This is a genomic window from Pseudomonas sp. PDNC002, from assembly GCF_016919445.1.
GTDB lineage: Bacteria > Pseudomonadota > Gammaproteobacteria > Pseudomonadales > Pseudomonadaceae > Pseudomonas.
Genome location: NZ_CP070356.1, coordinates 2,538,710 through 2,565,162, shown reverse-complemented (window position 1 = coordinate 2,565,162; position 26,453 = coordinate 2,538,710). Strand labels below are relative to the sequence as shown.

General features: G+C 65.7%; 11 protein-coding genes. 3 read left to right on the top strand and 8 right to left on the bottom strand.

Annotated features, from left to right (window positions below):
• Window positions 1-13: 13 nt before the first annotated feature.
• The 3 genes from JVX91_RS11805 to JVX91_RS11795 are packed head-to-tail and all read right to left on the bottom strand — an operon-like array spanning window position 14 to window position 4,916.
• Window positions 14-1,384 (bottom strand): HlyD family type I secretion periplasmic adaptor subunit, encoded by a 1,371-nt coding sequence (locus JVX91_RS11805; protein ID WP_205339387.1) that lies wholly within the window; start codon window positions 1,382-1,384, stop codon window positions 14-16.
• Complete coding sequence (locus JVX91_RS11800) at window positions 1,374-3,530, bottom strand: type I secretion system permease/ATPase (protein ID WP_205339386.1); 2,157 nt, start codon at window positions 3,528-3,530, stop codon at window positions 1,374-1,376. Before JVX91_RS11800 ends, JVX91_RS11805 begins: the two co-directional genes overlap by 11 nt.
• A gap of 21 nt (window positions 3,531-3,551) precedes the next feature.
• Entirely contained in the window at window positions 3,552-4,916 is a 1,365-nt protein-coding gene (locus tag JVX91_RS11795) for a TolC family outer membrane protein (RefSeq protein ID WP_205339385.1), read from the bottom strand.
• A 337-nt stretch (window positions 4,917-5,253) separates the two neighbouring features.
• Between JVX91_RS11795 and JVX91_RS11790 the strand changes: the two genes are divergently transcribed.
• Together JVX91_RS11790 and JVX91_RS11785 are read left to right on the top strand one after the other, a co-directional pair.
• Window positions 5,254-19,017 carry a retention module-containing protein gene (locus JVX91_RS11790; RefSeq protein ID WP_205339384.1) on the top strand — a complete coding sequence of 4,588 codons (13,764 nt, stop codon included), beginning with the start codon at window positions 5,254-5,256 and terminating at the stop codon, window positions 19,015-19,017.
• Between the two features lie 116 nt (window positions 19,018-19,133).
• Window positions 19,134-19,463 carry a hypothetical protein gene (locus JVX91_RS11785; RefSeq protein ID WP_024767779.1) on the top strand — a complete coding sequence of 110 codons (330 nt, stop codon included), beginning with the start codon at window positions 19,134-19,136 and terminating at the stop codon, window positions 19,461-19,463.
• A 429-nt stretch (window positions 19,464-19,892) separates the two neighbouring features.
• Here the strand turns inward: JVX91_RS11785 and JVX91_RS11775 are convergent, their stop codons facing one another.
• The 5 genes from JVX91_RS11775 to JVX91_RS11755 form a co-directional block, all read right to left on the bottom strand.
• Window positions 19,893-20,087, bottom strand: a complete 195-nt coding sequence (locus JVX91_RS11775) for an EAL domain-containing protein (protein WP_275892384.1) — start codon at window positions 20,085-20,087, stop codon at window positions 19,893-19,895.
• Window positions 20,088-20,192: 105 nt separating this feature from the next.
• Entirely contained in the window at window positions 20,193-20,426 is a 234-nt protein-coding gene (locus JVX91_RS11770) for an EAL domain-containing protein (RefSeq protein ID WP_205339381.1), read from the bottom strand.
• 64 nt (window positions 20,427-20,490) lie between these two features.
• Entirely contained in the window at window positions 20,491-22,434 is a 1,944-nt protein-coding gene (gene lapD / locus JVX91_RS11765) for a cyclic di-GMP receptor LapD (RefSeq protein WP_205339380.1), read from the bottom strand.
• Between the two features lie 44 nt (window positions 22,435-22,478).
• A complete protein-coding gene (lapG, locus tag JVX91_RS11760; RefSeq protein WP_240201731.1) occupies window positions 22,479-23,240 on the bottom strand; it encodes a cysteine protease LapG in 762 nt (253 codons plus the stop codon).
• Between the two features lie 111 nt (window positions 23,241-23,351).
• Complete coding sequence (locus tag JVX91_RS11755) at window positions 23,352-25,325, bottom strand: alkyl sulfatase dimerization domain-containing protein (RefSeq protein WP_205339379.1); 1,974 nt, start codon at window positions 25,323-25,325, stop codon at window positions 23,352-23,354.
• A 97-nt stretch (window positions 25,326-25,422) separates the two neighbouring features.
• Between JVX91_RS11755 and JVX91_RS11750 the strand changes: the two genes are divergently transcribed.
• Entirely contained in the window at window positions 25,423-26,331 is a 909-nt protein-coding gene (locus tag JVX91_RS11750) for a LysR family transcriptional regulator (RefSeq protein WP_205339378.1), read from the top strand.
• Window positions 26,332-26,453 lie beyond the last annotated feature (122 nt).

The following is a 26,453-nucleotide window of genomic DNA, read 5'->3' as shown; positions in this document are numbered from 1 at the left end:
AGGCACTCTCGATTTACCGTTCCCGCAGCGCCTCCGCCTTGGCCCGCAGGATGGGCTTGAGCAGGTAGCTCAGGATGCTCTTCTTGCCCGTGATGATGTCCACCGTGGCAACCATGCCGGGGATGATCAGCAGCGGCTTGTCATCGGTCCCGAGGTGGCTTTTGCGGGTGCGTAGCTTGATCAGGTAGAAGCTGTTGCCGTCCTCGTCGGTGACGGTGTCGGCGCCGATCTGTTCCAGGTCCGCCTGCAGCCCGCCGTAGATGGTGTAGTCGTAGGCGGTGAACTTGACCATGGCGTGCTGGCCCGGCCGCAGGAAGGCGATGTCCTGCGGACGGATGCGCGCTTCCACCAGCAGGGTGTCGTCCAGCGGAACGATCTCGATCAGGTCGCTGCCCGGCTGGATCACACCGCCGATGGTATTCACCAGCATCTGCTTGACGATGCCTCGCACCGGCGAGGTGACCAGGGTACGGCTGACGCGATCCTCCAGTGCCTTGCCCGTGGCTGTCGCCTTGCTCAGTTCGGTGCGTGCCTCGTTGAGTTCCTTCAGCGCGTCGCTGCGGAAGCGCGACTGGGTCTCGGCGACCTTGCGTTCCACTTCCTTCACCGCCGCCTCGGCACGCGGGATCGCCAGGGTGGTAGCGTCCAGCTGGCCACGGATTTCCACTTCCGAGCGCTTCAGACGCAGCAACTCGACCTGGGACATCGCGCCCTGGGCCACCAATGGCTCGGACATGGAGATTTCCTGGCGCAGCAGCCCGAGGCTGTTACGGTATTGCGCCTGCTTGGAGCCGAACTCGCGCAACTCCTGCTGCTTCTGCACCAGTTGCTGCTGCAGGCCATCGGTCTCGTCTTTCAGCTGCTGCTGGCGGCTGTGGAACAGCGCCTCTTCGCTGCTGGCCTGGCCAGGGGCCTTGGCGCGCACGTCATCGGGAATATCGAGCGGACGAGCGTCCACTTCGGCGGATAGTCGCTCCACGCGCAGGAACATCGCCACGCGGTCGGCTTCGGTTTCGCCGACGTTGGACTGGAAGCGCGTCGGGTCCAGGCGCATCAGTTGCTCGCCGGCCTGCACCACCTGCCCTTCGTGGACGAAGATCTGCGAGACGATGCCGCCTTCGAGGTTCTGGATCTTCTGCACCTTGGACGAGGGAATCGCCTTGCCCTCGCCACGGGTGACCTCGTCGATCTGCGCGAAATGCGCCCAGAGCAGGAGGAAGGCGACGAAGCCGATCAGCACCCAGATGGTCAGCCGCACCACCCGTGGCGCGTCTTCGACCAGGGCCTTGCTGACTTCCGGGAGCGGCTGGCCGGAGAGATTGTCGCCGCCCTTGAAATAGCCACGGACAGAGTGGCGGATACTGCCCAGAGGATTAAGCGACACTGATCTGCCCCTTCTTCAGCGCATCCATCACCACGTCCTTCGGACCGTCGGCGATGATGCGTCCCTTGTCGACGATCACCAGGCGATCCACCAGGCTGAGCATGGAGGCGCGGTGGGTGACCAGCAGCAACGTCTTGTCGCCCATGATCGAATGCAGGCGCTGTTTCAACCGCTCCTCACCGGCGTTGTCCATCGCACTGGTGGGTTCGTCCAGCAGCAGGATCGGCGGGTTGAGCAGCAGCGCGCGAGCCAGGGCGACGTTCTGCCGCTGGCCGCCGGAAAGGTTGTGGCCACGCTCGCCAACCTGCAGCTCGTAGCCCTGCGGGTGGAGGCGGACGAACTCGTTCACCCCGGTCAGCTCGGCGACTTCGAGCACGCGCTCGTCATCGACATAGCGCGCGCCGGCCACCAGGTTGTCGCGCAAGGTACCGCTGAACAGACTGATGTCCTGCGGTACGTAGCCGATGTTGTGGCGCAGCTCGCTGATGTCGAGCTGGCGCACATCGGCACCATCGACCAGCAGGTTGCCGTTGTCCGGTTGATAGAGGCCGACGATCAGCTTGGCCAGCGAGCTCTTGCCCGAGCCGCTGCGGCCGATGATGCCGATCTTTTCGCCAGCGCGGATCTGCAGGTTGATGCCGTGCAGCGCCGCGACCTGCTGGTTCGGGTAGGCGAAGTCGAGCGCGCGCATCTCGATGCCGCCGCGCAACTGCGAGCGGGTCAGCGGACGCTCGTCGGCGTTGCGCTCCTGCGGCAGCGCCATCATCTGGTTGGTGGTGTCCATGGACAGGCGCGCCTGCTGGTAGCGCTGGATCAGCCCGGAGAGCTGGGTCAGCGGACCGAGCGCGCGGCCGTTGAGCATGTAGCAGGCGATCAGGCCGCCCATGGAGAGGTCGCCGGCGATGATCAGGTAGACGCCGCCGATGATCATGATGACCCCGGCCAGCGCCTGGATCAGTACGGTCATGTTCATCGCCAGGGACGACAACAGCTTCACCCGCAGCTCCAGGCGGCTGAGGGTGCCGATGGTCTGCTCCCACAGGTACTGGCGTTCGCTCTCGGCGTTGTTGACCTTCACCGCGTCGAGGCTGGCGAGGGTCTCGATCAGGCTCGACTGGCGCTCGGCGGCCAACGCCATGGTGCGGTTCATCGTTTCCACCAGCGGCTTCTGCAGGAGCCAGCCCAGGCCCGCGGCCAGCGGGAAGGCAACCAGCGGGACGAACACCAGCGGTCCGCCGATGATGCCGATCACCAACAGGATCAGCAGCGTGAACGGCAGGTCGATCAGGGTGGTCAGCGTCAGCGAGTTGAGGAAGTCGCGCAGCGTCTGGAACTCATGGATGTTCTGCGCGAACGAGCCGACCCGCGTGGGGCGGAACTTCATGCTCATGCCGACGATGCGTTCGAACAGGGTCGCCGAGATGATCAGGTCGGTCTTCTTGCCGGCCAGGTCCAGGCACAGGCCGCGCATGGTCTTGAGCAGCAGGTCGAACAGGTAGGCGCCGCTGATGCCGACGGCCAGCACCCAGAGGGTGGCGGCGGCCTGGTTGGGTACCACGCGGTCGTAGACGTTCATCACGAACAGCGGCGCGGCCAGGGCGATCAGGTTGATCAGCAGGCTCGCGGCCACGGCGTCGACATACAGCCAGCGCGAACGCTTGAGGGTGTCGCGGAACCAGTGCCGGGCACGGGGAATCAACTCGCCGTGCTGTAGGTCGAACTTGTGCTGCGGCTGGGCGAAGAAGGCCTGGCCGATATAGTCCTCGCCCAGCAGCTCGCGGGTGACCCGCACCTCGCCGCCGTCGCTCTCGGAGAGCAGCAGGCGTGCATCACCGTTGCTCTCCCAGCCCAGCAATACCGCGCAGCGTCCTTCGCGCAGCAGCAGCATGGCCGGCATGGCGAGGGATGGAATCTGTTCCAACTTGCGCTGCAGCAGGCGCCCCTGCAGACCGGCGCGAGCCGCCGCACGGGGCAGCAACTCGGCGGACAGGCGCTGCCCGGGTAGCGGCAGGCCGCTGGTGAGCATGGCGCGGCTGGCCGGCTTCTGGTGCAGCTGACAGAGCGTCAGCAGGCTGTCCAGCAGCGGGTCGTCGAGCAGACCGCGCGGATCGTGGCTTAGGGGTACTGCACTGACTTCTTGATCCACGCGGATGCTCTCTCGGGCAGGTTAGTTAAGGCCTGGCAGCTGGACTTTCGGCTTGATGTCTTCGGAGGCCACCGACGCCATCGGCGCCACCACACCCTGGCTCTTGAGCAGTTCGCCCAGGGTGGCCTTGATGCGGTACTGGGTGAACAGCTCGGTGTACTTCAGGTCGACCAGGCGGCGCGAAGCGTTGAACAGTTCGTTCTCGCTGTCCAGCAGGTCGAGCAGGGTGCGCTCGCCGATGGTGAACTGCTTCTGGTAGGCCTCGCGCACGCGGGTGCTGTAGTCCACGTACTGGCGGGCGATCGGCAGCTGGTCACGGGCGTTGGCCAGGGCGTTCCAGGACAATCCGAGTTCCTCGTTCAACTGACGCAGGGCGTTGTTGCGGATATCCAGGGCCTGGTTCGCCTCGTAGGACTTGGCTTCCAGCTCGGCCTTGTTGCTGCCACCAGCGAACAGGTTGTAGCGCATGCGCAGCATGGCCTGCCATTCGTTGTTGTGGCCCTCTTCTCCGTCGAGATTGTTATCGGCACCACGGGAGAGTTCTGCATCGAATCTCGGATAGAAGGTCGATTTCGCCGCGTCGTACTGCTTCTCGGCGGCCGCCACGTCCGATTCCGCGGAGCGCAGCACCGGGCTGTTCTCGACCAGTTGCCGACGAGCGGCTTGCAGATCGTCCGGTAGCTGGCCGGCAAGACCGGTCGGATCGGTCAGCTCGGCCGGATCGCTGCCCACCACGCTGTAGTAGTTGGTGCGCGCGTCGGCCAGGTTGGTTTTCTCGGTCATGAGGTTGTTCTGCGCCTGGGCCAGACGGGCTTCCGCCTGGTCCTGGTCAGCCAGGCGACCCACGCCACGGGAGCTGCGCAGGCTGATCTGGTCGTAGACGCGCTGGTGGCTCTTCAGGTTTTCCTCGGCAAGCCGAACCATTTCCTGACGGCGCAGCACTTCGATGTACACCTGGGCAACGTCCAGCGCGGTGCGCTCGGAGGTGCCGAGCAGCGCATAGGCGCGGGAGTTGACGTTGGCCTGCTGGCGGCCGACCTCGCTGGAAGTGGCGAAGCCATCGAACACCATCTGCCGCAGGCTCAGGGCCGACTCGCCTCGATTCAGGGTCTGCCAGGAGTGGTCGCCTTCGCCACGGGTGGTGGTGTTGTCGGAGCCTTCGCGGCCATAACCGGCGGTCAGGTCGACGGATGGCAGGTAGCCACCTTTCGCCGCGCGCAGCTGCTTGTCGGCAGCCAGGCGGGAATTCACGCCGGCCTGGATTTCCGGGTGGTAGTCCATGGCCTTCTGCATGGCCTGGGTGAGGGTGTCGGCCTGCACCGACGAAGTAACAGGCAGCACGAATGCCAGGGCGAAGGGCACTACGGAAGCGAATCGCATGCGCATGGAAAACATCCTTATCAGTGAGATAGCCGCAGCGATTCGATTGGCGCAAATAGCGTCAAAAGACCGGCGAATGCGCTGCAAGGAAAGCATCGAAAAGCGTGATGAATTTCACGCTAAATTTTTTTGAGCCCGCATCCGATATCAAAGTGACATCGATTTGCCAATTGTTTAGGATGGCAGTCGAATGGTCAATACATTGGCATATGGGTAATTTCGAAGCGCTATAAGCCGATTTTTTGACGCCAAGTTTTTTGCTCTAACAAAGACAAGGGAATGCCCCTGAGCCGATCTGCATGCGGCCGGTCGGCAACCAGGCAAGCCTCACCAGGAGAAGTGCATGAGCAGCGTCGTCGCGGTCGTAAAAAGCATCATCGGCCAAGTGATTGCGGTATCCCCCGAGGGCGTCCAGCGCGTCCTGATCGAGGGTGATCGTGTCTATCAGGGCGAACAGCTGCTCACCGGCGCGGCCGGTGCAGTGAGCCTGGATGTGGGGGGCGGCAAGCTGGTCGACCTGGGCCGTGACAGCCAGTGGAGCAGCGCCGACCTGCCGGTATCCGAGCAGGCCCGTGCACCGCACACCGAGGCGCCGAGCACCGCCGACCTGCAGAAAGCCATCGCTGCCGGTCTCGACCCGACCCAGGCGCTTGCCCCCACCGCCGCGGGCCCGGGCGCTGGCGCATCCAGCGGTGGTTCCGGCGTTGCCGGTGGCAGCCACAGTTTCGTGATGCTCAATGAGACCGCTGGCCGGGTAGATCCGAACATCGGCTACACCACCGCCGGCCCGGCCAATGGTGGCGCCGCCGGTGACGAACGGCAGAGCGACCTGACCCCGAACCTGGCCCCCGAATTCACCGAGGGCAGGAACGGCGTGCTGGAACTCACCACCGCCGAAGACACCCTGCTCAATGGCGCCTTCGCCGCGCGCGACCCGAATGGCGACACCATCCGCTACAGCGTCGGCCAGGGCCCGGCCAACGGCCAGCTGGTGCTCGATCCGAACGGCACCTGGCAATACCTGCCGAATGCCGACTACAACGGCGCCGACAGCTTCACCGTGGTCGTCACCGACAGCCGCGGCGCGTCCAGCACCCTGACCGTCAACCTCGGCATCACCCCGGTGAACGACGCTCCGGTCGCCTCCGGCACCTACACCGCCAGCGTGACCGACACCGCCGCCAACGACAGCTTTGCCGACATCAAGGGTCAATTGACCGCCACCGATGTCGACGACCGCAACCTGACCTGGACCGGCAGCGCCAAGGGCGCCTATGGCGAACTGACCGTCAATGCCGACGGCAGCTACACCTACGTCGTCGACGCCAACGCGGTGAACGCCCTGCCCCAGGGCCAGAATCCGCAGGAAAGCTTCACCGTCACGGTGACCGATGCGTCCGGCGCCACCGACACCCGCGTCATCACCATCAACATCCAGGGTGCCAACGACACCCCGGTCGCCCTCCCTGGCGCAGCCAGCGGTAGCGAAGACACAGTGATCGGCGGGCAGCTCGTGGCCACCGACCGCGACAGCGGCAGCACCCTCAGCTTCACCGTCAACGGCAATCCGCCGGCAGGCTTCACCCTGAAACCGGACGGCAGTTGGACCCTCGACGCCAAGGACCCGGCCTACCAGCACCTGAGCGAAGGCCAGACCCTGGTGGTGCAGGTGCCCTACACCGTCACCGACGAGCACGGCGCCAGCAGCACCTCCACCATCACCGTTACCCTGACCGGCACCAACGACGCGCCGGTCGCCGCCGCCGGCAGCGCGAGCACCGAAGAGAACACCGTACTCAACGGCCAGGTGCCGGTCGCCACCGATGTCGACGGCAGCGTCGTCGGCTACCAGCTGACCACCGGTGTCGGCAACGGCAATGGCTCGCTGACCTTCAACGCCGATGGCAGCTACGTCTTCAATCCAGGCAAGGACTTCGACAATCTGGCCGACGGCCAGAGCCGCGACGTCACCTTCACCTACCAGGCGAAGGACAACGACGGCGCCCTGAGCGATCCGCAGACCATCACCATCACCGTCACCGGCAGCAACGACGCGCCGGTCGCCAGCGCCACCAGCGGCGCCGTCAACGAAGACGCCCAGATCAGCGGCCAGCTCGCCGCCAGCGACGCCGACGATGGCGCCGTGCTGACCTACACCCTGGACAAGGCCGCCCCGGCTGGCTTCACCGTCGGCGCCGACGGCAAATGGAGCTTCGACGCCGGCAATGCCGCGTACCAACACCTCAAGGCCGGTGCGACCCAGGTCATCAACATCGACTTCACCGTCACCGACGAGCACGGCGCGCAAAGCGCCAGCAGCTTGACCATCACCGTCACCGGCACCAACGATGCGCCCATCGCCAATGCCGCCAGCGCCAACGTCAGCGAAGACAAGCTGAGCTTCGGCAAGCTGACTGCCAGCGACATCGACGACGGCGCCAAGCTGAGCTTCAGCCTGAATGACAAGGCCCCGGCCGGCTTCGCGCTCGGCAAGGACGGCAGCTGGGTCTTCAACGGCCTCGATCCGGCCTATGCCAGCCTCGCCGCTGGCGAGACCAAGGTCCTGAGCATCGACTACACCGTCACCGACGACCAGGGCGCCACCAGCACCAACACCCTGACGCTCACCGTCACCGGCACCAACGACACGCCGATCGCCCTGCCCTCGCTGATCAACCCGGTGAAGGAAGACGCGCAGATCAGCGGCACGCTGAAGGCCATCGACCCGGACAACGGCGCGCAACTGACCTTCACCACCGGCAAGCTGCCGGCCGGCCTGACCGTCGGCAGCGACGGCCAGTGGAACTTCAACGCCGGCGACGCCGCCTACCAGCACCTCAAGGCCGGCGCCACGCAGATCATCAGCGTGCCCTTCACCGTGACCGACGAGCACGGCGCGAAAACCAGCAGCCTGCTGGTGATCACCGTCACCGGCACCAACGATGCTCCGATTGCCAACGCGGCCAGCGCCGGTGTCAGCGAAGACCAGCTCAGCAAGGGCCAGCTCACCGCCAGCGACGTGGACGACGGCGCCAAGCTGAGCTTCAGCGTCGACGGCACCCCGCCGGCCGGTTTCACCCTGAAGACCGACGGCAGCTGGACCTTCGACGGCAACAACGCCGCCTACCAGAGCCTGGCCAAGGACGAAACCCAGGACATCCAGGTCAAGTTCATCGTCACCGACCAGTTCGGCGCCACCGATACCAAGACCCTGACCCTCACCGTGACCGGCACCAACGACGCCCCGGTGGCTTCCGCCGCCAGCGACTCGGTCAAGGAAGATGCGTCCATCTCCGGCCAGCTCAGCGCCACCGATGTCGACCACGGTGCGACCCTGAACTTCAGCCTCGACCAGCAGGCCCCCGCCGGCTTCACCCTGAACCCGGACGGCAGCTGGACCTTCGATGCCGCCGACCCGGCCTACGCGCACCTGGCCCAGGATGCGACCCAGGTCATCAACATCGGCTTCACCGTCACCGACGAACACGGCGCCACCGACAGCAAGGTCCTGACCCTGACCGTCACCGGCACCAATGACGCGCCGGTCGCCAGCGCCACCGTGGGCGCAGTGAAAGAAGATGCGCAGATCAGCGGCCAGCTCGCCGCCACCGACGCCGACGACGGCGCCAAGCTGACCTACGCCCTGGACAAGGCCGCCCCGGCCGGTTTCAGCGTCGACGCCGACGGCAAGTGGAGCTTCGATGCCAGCGACGCTGCCTATCAGCACCTGAAAGCCGGCGCTACCCAGGTCATCAGCGTGCCCTTCACCGTCACCGATGAACACGGCGCCACCAGCTCCAGCACCCTGACCATCACCATCACCGGCACCAACGACGCGCCGGTCGCCGATGCCATCAGCGCCAACGCCAGCGAAGACAAGCTCAGCACCGGCAAGCTCACCGCCAGCGACGTCGACGACGGCGCCAAGCTCAGCTTCAGCTTGAACGACAAGGCCCCGGACGGCTTCACCCTGGCCAAGAACGGCAGCTGGCTGTTCAACGGCCTCGATCCGGCCTATGCCAGTCTCGCCGCCGGCGAGACCAAGGTCCTGAGCATCGACTACACCGTCACCGACGAACACGGCGCCACCAGCACCAACACCCTGACGCTCACCGTCACCGGCACCAACGACACGCCGATCGCCCTGCCCTCGCTGCTCAACCCGGTGAAGGAAGACGCGCAGATCAGCGGCACGCTGAAGGCCATCGACCCGGACAACGGCGCACAGCTCACCTTCACCACCGGCAAGCTGCCGGCGGGCCTGACCGTCGGCAGCGACGGCCAGTGGAACTTCAACGCCGGCGACGCCGCCTACCAGCACCTCAAGGCCGGCGCCACGCAGATCATCAGCGTGCCCTTCACCGTGACCGACGAGCACGGCGCGAAAACCAGCAGCCTGCTGGTGATCACCGTCACCGGTACCAACGACGCGCCGATTGCCAACGCGGCCACCGCCGCTGTCAGCGAAGACCAGCTCAGCAAGGGCCAGCTCACCGCCACCGACGTCGACGACGGCGCCAAGCTGAGCTTCAGCGTCGACGGCACCCCGCCGGCCGGCTTCACCCTCAAGACCGATGGCAGCTGGACCTTCGACGGCAACAACGCCGCCTACCAGAGCCTGGCCCAGAACGAAACCCAGGACATCCAGGTCAAGCTCATCGTCACCGACGAGTTCGGCGCGACCGATACCAAGACTCTGACCATTACCGTCACCGGCACCAACGACGCCCCGGTGGCTTCCGCCGCCAGCGACTCGGTCAAGGAAGATGCGTCCATCTCCGGCCAGCTCAGCGCCACCGACGTCGACCACGGTGCGACCCTGAACTTCAGCCTCGACCAGCAGGCCCCTGCCGGCTTCACCCTGAACCCGGACGGCAGCTGGACCTTCGATGCCGCCGACCCGGCCTACGCGCACCTGGCCCAGGACGCGACCCAGGTCATCAACATCGGCTTCACCGTCACCGACGAACATGGCGCCACCGACAGCAAGGTCCTGACCCTGACCGTCACCGGCACCAATGACGCGCCGGTCGCCAGCGCCACCCAGGCCACGGTGGCCGAAGACGCCACCCTCACCGGCCAGCTCGATGGCAAGGACGCGGACAATGGCGCGCAATTGACCTACAGCACCACCGGCACCTTGCCGGTGGGCTTCTCCGTCGGCACCGACGGCCAGTGGAGCTTCAATGCCGCTCAGCCGGTCTACCAGCACCTCGCGGTTGGGGCCACCGAGACCTTCACCGTTAACTTCACCGTCACCGACCAGTTTGGCGCGAAGAGCTCCAGCACCCTGACCCTGACCGTCGTCGGCACCAACGACGCGCCGGTGGCCTACGCCGCCAGCTCCGCAGTGAACGAAGACCAGATCAGCAGCGGCCAGCTCACCTCCTCCGACGTCGACGACGGCCACGCCGCCTACTACAGCCTCAAGGATGCCGCCCCGGCCGGCTTCACCCTCAACCAGGACGGTTCCTGGAGCTTCGACGGCAACAACGCCGCCTACCAGAAGCTCGCTGAAGGTGAAACCCAGGAGCTGCAAATCAAGTTCATCGTCACCGACGACAAGGGCGCCACCGGCGAGAACGTGCTGACCCTGACCGTCACCGGCAGCAACGACGCCGCCGTCATCGGCGGCGCCAAGGTTGCCAACGTCTACGAGACCGACAGCGCGGTGAACACCGGCGGCCAACTGACCATCAGCGACGTCGACGGCCCCGCCAGCTTCCAGCCGCAGACCGACACCCTCGGCCAGTACGGCAAGTTCAGCATCGACGCCAGCGGCAAGTGGACCTTCTACGCCCAGGGCGCCTACAACGAGCTGAAGGTCGGCGAAGTCCTCACCGACACCTTCACCGTGAAGGCCGCCGATGGCACTACCTCCAGCGTCACGGTGAACATCGTCGGTACCAACGACGCGCCGTTCGCCATCCCCGCCAGCGCCAGCGCGGTGGAAGGCGGCGTGGCCCTGCCGAGCCTGGTGGACAATGCCGCCGAAGGCTCGGCCCTCACCCTGACCGTGACCACCACCCACGCCGGCGAAGCCGTGAGCTTCAACTGGAACTTCGCCACCAACGACTACGGGCAGTACAACGACTTCGCCTACCTGCTGATCAACGGCCAAGCAGTGAAACTGTCCGACGTCGCCACCGTGGGCGATGGCGGCAGCTCCGGGCAGCAGCTGTTCAGCCATGTGTTCGGCCAGCCGGGCACCTACACCATCGTCATCGGCGTCGCCGACAACGGCGACAAGGGCATCGACTCCAGCCTGGTGCTGAGCAACCTCTCCAGCCAGATCACCGTCAGCCAGTCGGTGGGCAGCGTCAACCTGAGCAACGGCCAGTGGACCCTGACCACCAACGGCGCCAGCCAGCAGACCCTGCAGGAACTCAACAAGACCGGCCAGGCCGTCACCGGCCAGTTGCAGGCCAGCGACATCGACCATGACGCCCTGCTGACCTTCAGCCTGAAGAACGCCGCCCCCGCCGGCTTCACGCTCAACAGCGATGGCAGCTGGACCTTCGACCCGACCTCGGCCGCCTACGACAGCCTCGCGGCGGGCGAGAAACAGGTCCTGACCATCGACTACGTCGTCACCGACGAGCACAACGCCAGCAGCACCAGCACCCTCACCCTGACCATCACCGGTACCAACGACGCGCCGGTCGCCACTGCGGCCCAGTTCACCGTCAACGAAGACCAGACCGCTACCGGCAACATCGGCGCCACCGACGTCGACCACAACAGCACCCTGACCTACGCCGCCATGGGCAACCTGCCGGCCGGCGTCACCCTGCGCGGCGACGGCAACTGGGCCTTCAACGGCAACAACAGCGCCTACCAGCACCTGGCCGAAGGCGAGAAGCTGAACCTGCAGATCGCCTACAAGGTCACCGACGAGCACGGCGCCACCAGCTACGGCACCCTGACCCTGACCGTGGTTGGCGCGAACGACGCCGCCATCCTCGGCAGCGCCGACGTGACCCTGCAGGAAACCAACGCCGTACTGACCACCGGCGGCCAACTGAGCATCAGCGACGTCGACAGCCCGGCCACCTTCCAGGTGCAGAACAACACCGTGGGCCAATACGGCACGTTCAGCATCGACGCTGCCGGCCACTGGACCTTCGTCGCCAACTCGGCCCTCGACAGCCTGTCCGCCGGGCAGGTCGCCCAGGACACCTTCGTGGTGAAGAGCGCCGATGGCACCGCGACCTCGGTGAAAGTCACCATCATCGGTACCAACGACGCCGCCGTGATCGGCAGCACCAGCGTGACGCTGCAGGAAACCGACGCGCCGCTGACCGCCAATGGCCACCTCAGCATCAGCGATGTCGACAGCCCCGCCACCTTCCAGGTGCAGACCGACAAGGTCGGCACGCTGGGCAACTTCAGCATCGACAGCGCCGGCAACTGGAGCTTCGTCGCCAACTCCGCGTACGACCACCTGGCCCAGGGCAAGACCCTGACCGAAGTGTTCGACGTGAAGAGCGCCGACGGCACCCTCGGCAGCGTTACCGTGACCATCTCCGGCACCAACGATGCGCCGATCGCCAGCAACAGCTCCGCCAACGTCAACGAAGACGTGCAGAGCCAGGGCCAGCTCAGCGCCACCGACGTCGACGACGGCGCCCAACTGCAATACGCGGTGGTCGGCAACGCCCCGGCAGGCTTCGTGCTCAACGCCAACGGCAGCTGGACCTTCGATGGCAGCAATCCGGCGTACCAGTCCCTGAAGGCCGGACAGGTCCTCGAGATCGAGGTCAAGTACAGCGTCAGCGACGAGCACCAGGCCAGCGATGATGGTGTGCTCAAGCTCATCGTCACCGGCGCCAACGACGGCCCGACCGCCGTGGCCGACAGCGCCCAGGCGCAGGAAGACACCACGCTGAAGATCGATGTGCTGGGCAACGACACCGATCCGGACGGCGACGCACTGTTCGTCACCTCCGCCAGCGCCGGCAACGGCACCGTGGTGATCAATCAGGACGGAACCCTGAGCTACACGCCGAAGGCCAACTTCAGCGGCAACGACACCATCACGTACAGCATCAGCGACGGCAAGGGCGGCACCTCCACGTCCACCGTCAGCGTGGCCATCGCCGCCGTGGCGGACCAACCCAACCTGTCCCTGGACGGCCACCTGAACGCCACCGGCCTGACCCTGCAGACCTGGACCGGCCTCGCCCTGGGCAATGGCGGCAATGGCGCCGCGCCGAGCGACCTGCAGAGCAAGATCGACGCCGCCGGCACCCCGGCGACCAGCGAATCCACCAACACCGTCAAGGACACCGACGTCCCCGCCGGCACCGCCAGCAAGGTCAGCGGCCTGATCTTCCTCGAAGCCGGTCACACCTATACCTTCAGCGGCACCGGTGACGACAGCGTGCGCCTGGTCATCGGCGGCACCAACGTGGCCGAGGCCACCTGGGGCGGCAGCAGCGGCAAGTACAGCGGCACCTTCACCCCGACCGAAAGCGGCTACTACACCCTGGCGCTCTACCAGCACAACCAGAGCGGCCCGGGCAATTTCGACCTGAAGATCTCCGACAACGGCAGCACGCCGACACTGGTGGGCACCGACAGCGCGCTGGTCTACCACAACGTCGGCGAACTGGCCGCCGGTGGCGAGAACCTGACCGCGCACCTGGGCGGCAACGGCCAGGGCTACTACACCACCGCTCCGCTCAACCAGGGCAACGAAGACAGCGCCATTGCGCTGTCGAAGATCCACGCTTCCCTGGTCGATACCGACGGTTCCGAGAGCCTGTCGATCAGCGTCGGCAAGATCCCGGCCGGCGCCATCCTGAGCGACGGCACGCACACCTTCACCGCCGATGCCACCCATGACAGCACCACCCTCACCGGCTGGAACCTGCAGACCCTGACGCTGACGCCGCCGGCGAACTTCAACGGCACCATCACGCTGGAAGTCACCGCCACCGCGACCGAGAGCAGCAACCAGGATGCGGCCACCCGCACCCTTGACCTGACCGTCACCGTCAACCCGGTGAACGATGCGCCGACCGTTTCCGGCACGCAGAACCTCTCCACCGACGAAGACACCCCGGTCAACGGCCAGATCCACGCCAACGATGTCGACGGCGACAGCTTGAGCTACGCCGTGAAGAACGGCAGCGGCCCGGCCAACGGCAGCGTCACCTTCGGCAGCGACGGCCACTACACCTACACCCCGGCGCCCAACTACAACGGCAGCGACAGCTTCACCGTGGTGGTCAGCGATGGCCATGGCGGCAGCGTGGAGCAGGTCGTCACCGTCGGCATCAAACCGGTGAACGACGTACCGACCACCGCCGACCAGCAGAAGACCATCGCCGAGGACGCCTCGCTGAGCGGCAAGATCGTCGCCAGCGATGTGGACGGCGATACGCTTACCTACAGCTTCAACTTCAACGCACTGCCGCAGCACATGCAGTGGCTATCGCTGAACAATTCGACAGGCGAGTACACCTACCAGCCGGCCGCCAACTACCACGGCACGGACTCCTTCACCATCACCATCAGCGACGGCAAGGGCGGCGTGACCTATTCGACGGTCACCATCACCATCACCCCGGTGAACGACCTGCCGGTGTTCGACACTCCGACCAACACCACCACGGCCGAGGACACCGCGCTGGTCAGCTCGGTACACGCCACCGACGTCGACGGCGACAGCCTCACCTACAGCCTCAAGACCGGCCCCGCGCACGGCACTCTGACGCTGCAGGCCGATGGCAACTACACCTACACGCCGAACGCCAACTACCACGGCAGCGACAGCTTCACCGTGACGGTCAACGACGGCAACGGCGGTATCGACCAGGCGGTGACCCTCACCGTCACCCCGGTGAACGATGCGCCGACCACCGCCGACCAGTCCAAGAACACCCTCGAGGACGCCTCGGTCACCGGCAAGATCGTCGCCAGCGACGTTGATGGCGACACGCTGAGCTACGCCGTGAAGAGCGGCGTAGCCCACGGCACCCTGGTGCTCAACGCCACCACCGGCGACTACACCTACACCCCGGCAGCCAACTACAACGGCACCGACAGCTTCACGGTGCGCGTCAGCGATGGCCAGGGCGGCTATGCCGACTCCGTGGTGAGCATCAATGTCACTGCGGTCAACGATTTGCCAGTGTTCAACGCGCCGAGCAACACCAGCGGCGCCGAAGATACCGTGCTCACCGGCAAGGTCAGCGCCACCGATGTGGATGGCGACACCCTGACCTACACCCTGAAGAGTGGGCCGACCCACGGCAGCATCGTGGTCGACGCCGCCGGCAACTACAGCTACACGCCGAGCACGGACTACAACGGCGGCGACAGCTTCGTCGTCACCGTCAACGACGGCCACGGCGGCGTGGTGGACCAGACCGTCAACCTCACCATCACCCCGGTGAACGACGCACCGACCACCGCCAACCAGACCAAGTCCGTCGCTGAAGACACCCCGCTGACCGGCAAGATCGTCGCCAGCGACGTCGACGGCGATACCCTGAGCTACGCCGTGAAAAGCGGCACCGCCCACGGCACCCTGGTGCTCAACACCACCACCGGTGACTACACCTATACCCCGGCAGCCAACTACAACGGCAGCGACAGCTTCACTGTCACTGTCAGCGACGGCCACGGCGGCACCGTCGACTCCGTGGTGAGCATTACCGTCACTGCGGTCAACGATTTGCCGGTATTCAACGCACCGAGCAACACCACCACCGCCGAAGACAGCGTGCTCATCGGCAAGGTCAGTGCCACCGATGTCGATGGCGACAGCCTGAGCTACAACCTGAAGACGGCGCCGACCCACGGCACCATCGTGATCGATGCCGCCGGCAACTACACCTACACGCCGAGCAAGGACTACAACGGCGGCGACAGCTTCATCGTCACCGTCAACGATGGTCATGGCGGCGTGGTGGACCAGACCGTCAACCTCACCATCACCCCGGTGAACGACGCGCCGGTATTCACCAGTGGCGCGACCCTGACCACTGCCGAAGACAACGCGAAGATCGGCCAGCTCACCGCCACCGACGTCGAGAACGACAGCGTCAGCTTCAACCTGAAGGCCGGTGGCCAGGCCCTGCACGGCACCGTGGTGGTCAACGCCAACGGCAGCTACACCTACACCCCGGCGGCCAACTACAACGGCACGGACAGCTTCACCGTGCAGGCCAACGACGGACACGGCGGCATCACCGACCAGGTCATCAACGTCACCGTCACCCCGGTGAACGATGCGCCCAACGGCACCGACAACACCATCACCCTGGGCGAGGACAGCAGCCGCAGCTTCGCCGTGGCCGACTTCGGCTTCACCGACGTGGATACCGGTGACACCCTCAGCGCCGTCCGCATCGACAGCCTGCCCACCAACGGCAGCCTGACCTACAACGGCGTTGCGGTAACCGCGGGCCAGGTCATCGCCGCGGCGGATCTGGGCAAGCTCGCCTTCACTCCGGCGGCCAATGCCAACGGCAACAACTACGCCAGCTTCACCTTCTCGGTGAAGGACAGTGCCGGCGCGTTCGACGCCACGCCGAACAAGATCACCCTGAACGTCACTCCGGTGAACGACAACCCGGTGGCAGTGAACGACTCCTTCACCGTCTCCGGCCTGCAGGGCAACTACTGGGGCTACCGCGAAGGCCCGGACGGCGCCAACCTGACCAACCTCAGCCAGGTCGTCGCCTTCATTGCCGGCAAAGCGGCCGCCGCCACCTTCACCGCCACCTCGCTGAACTACAACCTCAGCGGCGGCGACCTGGGCGGCGACGGTAACCTGCAGAAGTTCCTCGGCAACGACGCGGGGTCGCTCAATACCGATCCGGCGAACACTTCCGACGCCATCGTCCAGCTCACCGGCGCGATCAACCTCAACGCCGGCAACTACCAGCTGCGGGTCAACGCCGACGACGGTTTCAGCATCAAGATCGACGGTGTGGAAGTCTTCAAGTACGACGCCATCCAGAGTCCCACCGGCCGTGAATCGGCGGTGTTCAACATCGCCCAGAGCGGCAACCACACCATCGAGATCATCTACTGGGATCAGGGTGGCCAGGCGCAGCTGCAGGTCGAGATGCGCCCGCAAGGGGGCACCTACGCCACCGTTGGCGGTGCCGCGCTGACCCACGCCGTGGGCGAGCTGGTGACCAACGAGGACACCGCGCTGACCATCGCGCCGAAGACCCTGCTGGGCAACGACAGCGACGTGGACGGCGACAGCCTGACGATCATCAGCGTGCAGGGCGCCGTGAACGGCACCGTGAAGCTGGAGAACGGCAACGTCGTCTTCACCCCGAGCAAGGACGTCAACGGCACCGGCAGCTTCACCTACACCGTCAGCGATGGCCACGGCGGCACCAGCACCGCGACCGTCACCGTCGGCATCACCGCCGTCAACGACGCGCCGACCCTCGTCGCCGATACCGCCAGCACCAAGGAAGACACGGCGGTGAAGATCGACGTGCTGGCCAACGACAGCGACGTGGACGGCGACAAGCTCACCCTGAGCACCGCCACCGCCAGCAACGGCACCGTGGTCATCAACGCCGACGGCACCCTGACCTACACGCCGAAATCCAACTTCAGCGGCAGCGACACCATCAGCTACACCGTCAGCGACGGCCATGGCGGCACCGCCACCAGCACCGTCGCGGTCAATGTCAGCCCGGTCGCCGATGCGCCGCTGCTGAGCAGCGGCAGCATCTTCGTGCTCAACCCTGGCGCGGTGAGCATCAGCACCACCCAGGAAGTCACCCGCGCGGTGCTGGAGCAGGAAACCGGCCTGGCCAACAACGCCCTCAACGGTATCGACCCGCCCAAGGGCGCGCTCAACGACCCGGGCAATGTCACCGTCATCGACGGCGCGCTGACCAGCTCCGACTACAGCCTCACCGCCGGCAGCAAGATCAACTTCACCTGGGCCTTCACCAACGGCGAGAACACCGTCAGCGAGATCCAGGACGGCTTCAACGATATCGTCGCCCTGGTCGTCACCGATCCCACCGGCGCCAAGCAGGTCATCCAGGTGACCTCTTCGGAGCAACTGGGCGCCAGCGTGAACGGCAATGGCATCCAGAGCTTCACCGCCAGCATGAACGGCAACTACCACTTCGACTGGCTGGTGCTCAACGGTGGCGACAACGGCAAGGACTCCACCCTGGCCATCAACAACACCACCGTGACCTTCGGCGGCAAGACCTACGGTTCGGCCGTGGACATCGCCCTGACCACCGGCCTGGTCGACACCGACGGCTCCGAGAGCCTGAGCGTGAAGATCAGCGGTGTGCCGGCCGATGCCGCGTTCACCGCCGGCACCAAGGGCAGCGACGGCGTCTGGACCTTCACCGAAGCGCAACTGCATGACCTGCAGCTGCTGACCGCGGTGAACTACACCGGCACCCTGAACCTGAATGTCACCGCCATCGCCACCGAGTCCGACGGCAGCACCGCCAGCAGCACCGGCACCCTGGCCGTCACCGTCGCCACCACCACCAGCACCATGGTCAGCAGCAACAACGACCTGCTGCACGGCCTGGATGGCGCCGACACGATCAGCGGCGGCAACGGCCACGACATCATCTACGGCGGTACCGGCAACGACACCCTCAACGGTGGCAACGGCAACGACTCACTCTACGGCGGCCTGGGCAACGACACGCTCAACGGCGATGCCGGCAACGACCTGCTGGTAGGCAACGAAGGCAACGACATCCTCAATGGCGGGGCTGGCGACGACATCCTGATCGGCGGCAAGGGCAACGATACCCTCACCGGCGGTGCGGGTGCCGACACCTTCACCTGGCGTGCGGGCGACACCGGCAGCGACACCATCACCGACTTCAAGGCCAGCGAAGGCGATCGCATCGACCTCAGCGACCTGCTGCCCGATGCCGCGCACAACGACATCCTCAGCTACCTGAAGGTGGACACCGCGACCTCGACCCTGCAGGTGAGCACCACCGGCCAGGTCAACAGCAGCGCGGACGTCACCATCAAGCTGACCGGCGTCGATCTCAGCGCCTACGGCACGACCTCGTCGGAGATCGTCAACAAGCTGGTGGCGGGCGCCGATCCGGTGGTCAAGACTGAGCATCACTGATCCGAGGTTGCCGCGAGGCGACCGAAGGGCCAGGCTCTGACACGACGACGGCGGAGTCATCCCACGGGATGGCTCCGCCGCCGCTCCTTCACACACGACAAAACGGGGACGGGCCGATGCTGTACATCCAGCGCAATGCCGAGGGAAAAGTGGCGCGCGTCGAGGACGCCGAGTTCGAGGGCGCCACCGGCACGCTGCCGGCGGACCATCCGGACATCCAGGCCTGGGCCGCCGAGAGCAGCCTGCTGCAGCTCAAGCAGAGCGACCTGGACATGATCCGGGTACTGGAAGACCTGATCTCGGTGTTGATCACCAAGGGCGTGATCCGCATTACCGACCTGCCGCCGGCGGCGCGTTCCAAGCTGCTCAACCGGACCCAGGCGCGGGAAGCCCTGGGCGGACTGACGCGATTGATCAACGACGACGAGGAAACGGGGCTGATCTGAGCCCCGTTTTTTTTGCTCGATGGCCGCACGGCGCCCCTGTAGGAGCGGACCTTGTCCGCGAAGCCCATCAGCGGCTGGGAAACATCGCGGACAAGGTCCGCTCCTACGAAAAGCGCCGCGCCCGGACGTGGATCACCAGGGCGCCGGCCCACCGAACAACTGCCTCTGCACGCCCTGGATGCCCATCTCTTTCAACACACGGAGTTCCCCGGCAGTCTCGACGCGCTCCGCGATCAAGGGCAGGTCGATGCTGTGGGCCGCCCGCTGCATCGCCTCGAGGAAACGGGGCTGATCTGAGCCCCGTTTTTTTGCTCGATGGCCGCACGGCCGCCCCTGTAGGAGCGGACCTTGTCCGCGAAGCCCATCAGCGGCTGGGAAACATCGCGGACAAGGTCCGCTCCTACGAAAAGCGCCGCGCCCGGACGTCGATCACCAGGGCGCCGGCCCACCGAACAACTGCCCCTGCACGCCCTGGATGCCCATCTCCTTCAGCACGCGGAACTCTCCGGCAGTCTCGAAGCGCTCCGCGATCAAGGGCAGATCGATGCTGTGGGCCGCCCGTTGCATCGCTTCGAGGAAACGGGGCTGATCTGAGCCCCGTTTTCTTTTGCTCGATGGCCGCACGGCAGCCCCTGTAGGAGCGGACCTTGTCCGCGAAGCCCATCAGCGGCTGGGAAACATCGCGGACAAGGTCCGCTCCTACGAAAAGCGCCTCGCCCGGGACATCAATCACCAGGTCGCCGGCCCACCGAACAACTGCCCCTGCACGCCCTGGATGCCCATCTCTTTCAACACACGGAATTCCCCGGCAGTCTCGACGCGCTCCGCGATCAAGGGCAGGTCGATGCTGTGGGCCGCCCGTTGCATCGCTTCGAGGAAACGGGGCTGATCTGAGCCCCGTTTTTTTTTGCTCGATGGCCGCACGGCGCCCCTGTAGGAGCGGACCTTGTCCGCGAAGCCCATCAGCGGCTGGGAAACATCGCGGACAAGGTCCGCTCCTACGAAAAACGCCTCGCCCGGACGTCGATCACCAGGGCGCCGGGCCACCGAACAACTGCCCCTGCACGCCCTGGATGCCCATCTCTTTCAACACACGGAACTCCCCGGCAGTCTCGACGCGCTCCGCGATCAAGGGCAGATCGATGCTGTGGGCCGCCCGTTGCATCGCCTCGATGAACAGGCGCTTGTCGTTCTCCTGATCGATGTGGCGAATGTGGCTGCCGTCCACCTTGAGATAAGCCAGGCCCAAACGAGCCAGGTTGCCGATCATGCTGAAGCGCCCGCCGAAGTGCTGCAGGCTCAGGCGATAACCCAGCTCGCCGAGGCGACGGGTCAGGGCCTCCAGCACCGGTTGGGCCGGCAACTGGTCTTCCTCCAGCTCCAGGGTCAGGCGCCCGGCAAACTGCGGGTGCTGACGCAACAGATCGAATACCCGGCTGGTCGCCCACTCATCCCGCAACAGTGCAGCAGACAGGTTCAGCGCCAGCGGACGGTTGTGCTTCGCCATGTCGGCCAGCACGCTTTCGAGCATCAGCAGGTCCAGCCGCGCCGTCCAGCCGAAGCGATCCAGCCAGGGCAGGAAGCGCCCGGCGGCGATGCTGCCACCCTGCCCGTCCGGCAGACGTGAAAGCACCTTGTAGTGCAGTACCTGCTGAGGATCGGCACAGGACACCACCGCCTGGAAATGCAGCTGGAAGCGCTTGTGCACCAGCGCCTCGTCCAGCAGCTGGTGCCAACTGTGACGCTCCTCCGCGACCGGTTTCGCCCCTCCCTGGAGGAAGGCCCAGCAGCTGTCGTTCTGCCGCTCGGCCTGTGCCAATGCCTCGTCGGCACGCTGCAGCAGAACCTGCGCCGGCTCGCCGGAAACGAAGGGCACCAGGCCCAGGCACGCCACGGGGCTGACATCGCTGGCCCCGGTGGTGACCAGCGCGGCCAGCATGCCTTCCAGGCGCATCGCCAGGGCCGGCGCATCCTCGGGCATCAGCCCCGGCGCCAGCATCACGAACTCGCCGCCGCGGCTGCGCGCCAGGGTCAGGCCGGCCCCCAGGCCTTGCCCGGCAAGACGCAGCTGATCAGCCACGGCCTTGAGCAACTGGTCGACACGCTGGCCGCCCAGGCGCTGGTTCAATCCGGCCAGGTCGTTGACCCGCAGCACCAGCAGCACACCGCTGCTGACCTGGTCCTCGGCGCTCAGTCGGTTGTGCAGTTGCATATCGAAGAAGCGCCGGTTGCCCAGCCCGGTCAGGCTGTCCTGGTAGGCCTCATCGCGCAGGCGTTCGCTGCGCTGGGCCTGTTCCTGGAACAGCGCCTTGAGCTTCTCCACCATCTGGTTCATCGCCTGCACCACACGGCGCAGCTCGGGGGTGCGCGGCAGTTCCGGCAGGCTGAGGAATTCGCGGCGGGCGATGGCGTGGGACTGCTCGACCATGTAGTCCAGCGGTTTCAACTGGCGGCGCAACAGGATGGCGCCGAGCACAGCGCTGGCGATGCCGCACAGCACCAGCCAGAGCAGGCTGCCCAGGGCGCTCTGCCAGAGTTTGGCGATGGCGAACATCGGGTGGCTGAGCACCTCGACCCGTGCGGCCTGGGTCCAGCCGCGGCTGACGATGGCGTCGCCGCCGGCCGAGTGCAGGTCGATCAGCGAGATGAACCACTGCGGCACCTTGGCCGCCACGGCATCCGGCACGCCGGTGCGCTCGACGATGACCTTGCCGGTGGCCAGGTCGATCACCCGGATGCTCTCGAAATAGCCACTGTCGAAGATCGAGCTGACCATCAGCTCGACCATCGCCGGATCGTCGATGTTCGGCGTCAGCGACAGGCCCAGCGCGGTGGCCGCGTCCTGGGCGTGGGAGCGCAGCTGGTTGCCATACTGCTCGCGCGAGCTTTCCAGGCCGACCATGAAGCTGCCGCTGAAGGCGACCACCAGGAACAGGCAGATGGCGATCAACAACTGTTTGAACAGGGACATCGTGTCTCCAGGCTCCCTCGACGGAGCAATTCGTATCGGTGCAGCTATTCGTTCAGAGGAAAGCCTTCAGCTTTCATTTTCTTCAGCAGGTCCTGCCACCGCGACAGCCGCTTGCTGTCGCCCACCTGCTTGCCGCCGCCGGCGCCAGTGCCGGCGAGCCACAGGCCTTCGCCGTTGAACGCGTAGACCGGCTGCAGGTCGCTGCGCTGGCTGGCCGGCAGGATGCTGCCGATCAGGTTGTCCAGCACCAGCGGCACGGCATCGGGCCTCGGGTAGTAAGTCAGCACCATATGCGCCTGGTTCAACCGCAATGCCTTGACGTAGGTAATGCGCAGCTTCTGCGCCGGCACGCCCAGGTGTCGCAGGCTGATGTACTTGGCGATGGCGAAGTCCTCGCAGTCGCCGGCGCCCTTGAGCAACGCCTCCACCGGCGTGGCCCAGTAGTCCACTTCGTGCCAGAGGCTCAAGTCATCGGTGAAGCGCAGTTGATCGTTGAAGAAGCGATTGACCGCCTGCAATTGATCGCGCTCGCCTGCCGCGGCCTGCTGCACGAGCAGCTTCTGCCAGGCATCGATGCGCACCTGACCTTCGCCCAGCGGACCGTAGAGCCGCGCCGACTGCTGGCTGATCAGCTTGAAGTCCCACTCGGCCTGCTGCGCCCCCGCCAGGACGCCGAGCGAAGCCGCCAGCACCAGGACCAACGGCCCCGGCCAGCAACGACGCCACACCCTGGAACAACGGCTGAACACGATCGCGACTACTCGACTGCGAGCGCCAGCAACCAGCTGCGGGCGCAGGGTTGGCATGGTGCAGACTGGCCGCGAAAAAAACAATGGCACAATGCAATCACTGCATTGTGCCATCAGCGGATGACGCGGCCTTGAGGGGTATCAGCCGCGCCGGACGCAGGAGAGCGTTCAGCTCTTCTCGGGCGGGGTCACGATGTCGAACCAGAAGTTGAAGTCTTCGAGCATGCCGAACAGCTTCGCCAACAGCAGCGGATTGCCCGAACTCTTGAGCTTGCCCTCGAATACCAGGCGCACCGGCGAGACTTCCTTGAGCATCAGACGGTTGAGGTCGGCGCGGTCGATGGTCACGGTCTGCCCGGCGTTCTCGCTCTGCACACCCTTGATGTTGTTCAGGTGCGAGTTCTTCAGCTCCAGCAGGTACTGCTCATTCTTGTCCGGCAGCACCAGGTTGATGCTGAAATCTTCGCCCTCGGCCTTCTCCGCGCTCAGGCGTACGCCGAGGTAGTCGAACAGCAAGCCGGTATCCATGGCCGCCAGCGCATCGGGGTTGGCTACGCGCAGCGAAGGCAGGTCGCGCGGCACGCCGTTGCGCAGCTCCTGCGCGGCGACCAGGTAGCTGTTGCGCCAGCCGGCGTTCTCCGCCTGGTAGCCGAGCTGCTCCAGGGCATCGGCCTGCAGGTTGCGTGCGGCCTGGTTGGTCGGGTCGGCGAAGACCAGCTTGTTCACCACTTCCACGACCCAGCGGTATTCACCCTTGTCGAAGGATGCCTTGGCCATCTGCAGCAGGTGATCTGCGCCGCCCATGAACTCCACGTACTTCACCGCCGAATCCTCCGGCGCCAGCGGGTTCAGGGTTGCCGGGTTGCTGTCGTAGTAGCCCAGGTACTTGTTCACCACCGCGCGCACGTTGTGGCTGACGCTGCCGTGGTAGCCGCGGTTGAACCACTCGTTGGCCAGCTCCGGCGGCACCTTCAGGCGCTCGTGGATCTGATTGATGGTCACCCCGTTGTTGGCCAGGTGCAGGGTCTGGTCATTCAGGTAGCCGTACATGTCGCGCTGCTTCTCCAGGGTATGGACGATGTCCTCGTGCCCCCAGCGCGGCCAGTTGTGCACGGCGAACATCACCTCGGCCTTGTCGCCGAAACGGTGCAGCGCCTCGTTGATGTACTTGCTCCAGCCCAGCGGATCGCGCGTCTCGGCGCCGCGCAGGGTGTAAAGGTTGTGCAGCGTGGCGGTGACGTTCTCGGCCATCAGCAGCGCTTTCTGCTGCGGCAGCCAGACGTTCATTTCCGCCGGGGATTCGGTGCCCGGGGTGTTCTGGAAGGTGAAGGGAACGCCGTCGATTTCCAGGTCCTGCAGCTCCCCCTCGATCAGCTTGGTCGGCGCGATGATGCTCAGCGGGCCGTGCGCCACGCCCTTGCCGATCGCCATGTCGACCTGACCATTCGGCCCCTTCGGCAGCACAGTGCCGTACTGGTAGGTGGCACGACGGATCATGGCGTTGCCGGCCATGACGTTCTCCTTGATCGCCGCTTCCATGAAGCCCTTGGGCGCGATGATCTGCACCTCGCCCTTGTCCACCTGCTCCTGGCTGACCAACCCCTTCACCCCACCGAAATGGTCGGCGTGGGCGTGGCTGTAGATGATCGCGCGGATCGGCTTCTGCCCCAGCTCCTGGCTCACCAGGGCGTAGGCAGCCTTGGAGGTCGCCGGGGTGGTCAGGGTGTCGATGACGATCCAGCCGGTCTTGCCTTCGATGAAGGTGGTGTTGGCCAGATCGTAGCCACGCACCTGATAGATGCCGTCGGTGACCTTGAACAGGCCGTAACTGAGGTTCAGCTGCGCCTGGCGCATCAGGCTCGGGTTGACGCTGGCGATGTCCTTGGCGGCCTTGATGAAGTCGTAGTCGCCCAGTTGCCAGGCGACGCTGCCGTCATCGTTCTTGATCACCAGGTTCTCGGGGCGTTTGATCAGCCCCTTCTCCACCCGGTCGAAGTCGGCGCGGTCACCGAAGGGCAGTGACTGGCGCACCTGCTCCTGGGCGGCCTGGGTAAAGGAAGTCGCTGGCTTGGGCTGTTCGGCGGCGACCAGCAGGCCGGGACAGAGACTGGCCAGGAGAACGGCAGCGGAAAGACGGGACATCGGAAGGCTCCGGTATTTGTTGTTGTGCTCGCACTATGCCGGCCGTCGCGCTAATAATTCCAATGCATTCCAAAATCACTATCAATGCAGGAAGCGCATGAGCGATCTTCGCCAGCTACGCCACTTCGTCGCCCTCGCCGAGCACGGTCACTTCGCCCGCGCCGCCGATGCGGTGAATCTTAGTCAACCCGCCCTGTCGCGCAGCATCCAGGCGCTGGAAGGCCAGCTGGACTGCCAGTTGGTGGACCGCAATCCACGCGGCATCACCCTCACTGCGCACGGCAAGCTGGTGCTGGAACACGCCCGCCGCCTGCTGGCCGGCGACCGCGCGCTGAAGAATGCCGTGCTGCAACTGGCCGACCTGGAAACCGGCGAGCTGCGCCTGGGCGCCGGCCCCTTCCCTGGCGCGCGGCTGATGCCGCAGGTACTGGCGCGCTACAGCAGTGCGCATCCGAAGGTGTCGATCCTGCTGTCCATCGAGAACTGGGGCGAGCTGCAGCAGCGCCTGCTGGATGACGAACTGGAGCTGTTCGTCGCCGACTACCGCGAACTGGAAGGCGACAGCCGCCTCGACATCCTGCCGCTACGGGAACATCGCGGCGTGCTGTTCTGCCGGCCGGAGCATCCGCTGATGGCCAGCCAACCCTCGCTCGACAGCGTGCTCAGCCATCCGCTGGCGGGGCCGCGCCTGCCCCGCGACGCCCATGAGGGACTCTCGCGCATCCTGGGCCGCGCGCAACCGTTGAGCGTGCAGTGCGATGACGTGCTGATGCTCAAGGAACTGGTGAAGGGCAGCGACGTGCTCTGCCTTGCCACCTGGGACGTGGTTGCCGCCGATGTCCAGGCCGGTAGTCTCGCCGTGCTGCCCTGGCCCAACGGCGAGGTGGCCGGGCGCGGCTCTGCCTACGCGCTGGTGCGGCACGCCGGCCGCAGCCTGTCGCCGGCGGCCAGCCAGTTCGTCGAGCTGTTGCTGGAGGAAGACGCGGCGTTCAACGCCGCGCCCTGAATGGGGCCGCACACGACAAGACGCCACTTCGTTGAAGGTTCAGTGCTGGGGTTCCCCTCAGGCTGCGCGCCCCGCTCCCAAGGGAGAGGGAGCCGTCCGTGCCGGCTGAAACATAGGCTTCC

What these genes read in the sequence shown, in the direction of transcription:
- lapD (WP_205339380.1), bottom strand. Translation starts at nt 22,434, where the DNA reads ATGTCCCTGTTCAAACAGTTGTTGATCGCCATCTGCCTGTTCCTGGTG.
- JVX91_RS11755 (WP_205339379.1), bottom strand. Translation starts at nt 25,325, where the DNA reads ATGTCCCGTCTTTCCGCTGCCGTTCTCCTGGCCAGTCTCTGTCCCGGC.
- JVX91_RS11785 (WP_024767779.1), top strand. Translation starts at nt 19,134, where the DNA reads ATGCTGTACATCCAGCGCAATGCCGAGGGAAAAGTGGCGCGCGTCGAG.
- JVX91_RS11790 (WP_205339384.1), top strand. Translation starts at nt 5,254, where the DNA reads ATGAGCAGCGTCGTCGCGGTCGTAAAAAGCATCATCGGCCAAGTGATT.
- JVX91_RS11750 (WP_205339378.1), top strand. Translation starts at nt 25,423, where the DNA reads ATGAGCGATCTTCGCCAGCTACGCCACTTCGTCGCCCTCGCCGAGCAC.
- JVX91_RS11795 (WP_205339385.1), bottom strand. Translation starts at nt 4,916, where the DNA reads ATGCGCATGCGATTCGCTTCCGTAGTGCCCTTCGCCCTGGCATTCGTG.
- lapG (WP_240201731.1), bottom strand. Translation starts at nt 23,240, where the DNA reads ATGCCAACCCTGCGCCCGCAGCTGGTTGCTGGCGCTCGCAGTCGAGTA.
- JVX91_RS11770 (WP_205339381.1), bottom strand. Translation starts at nt 20,426, where the DNA reads ATGGGCTTCGCGGACAAGGTCCGCTCCTACAGGGGCGCCGTGCGGCCA.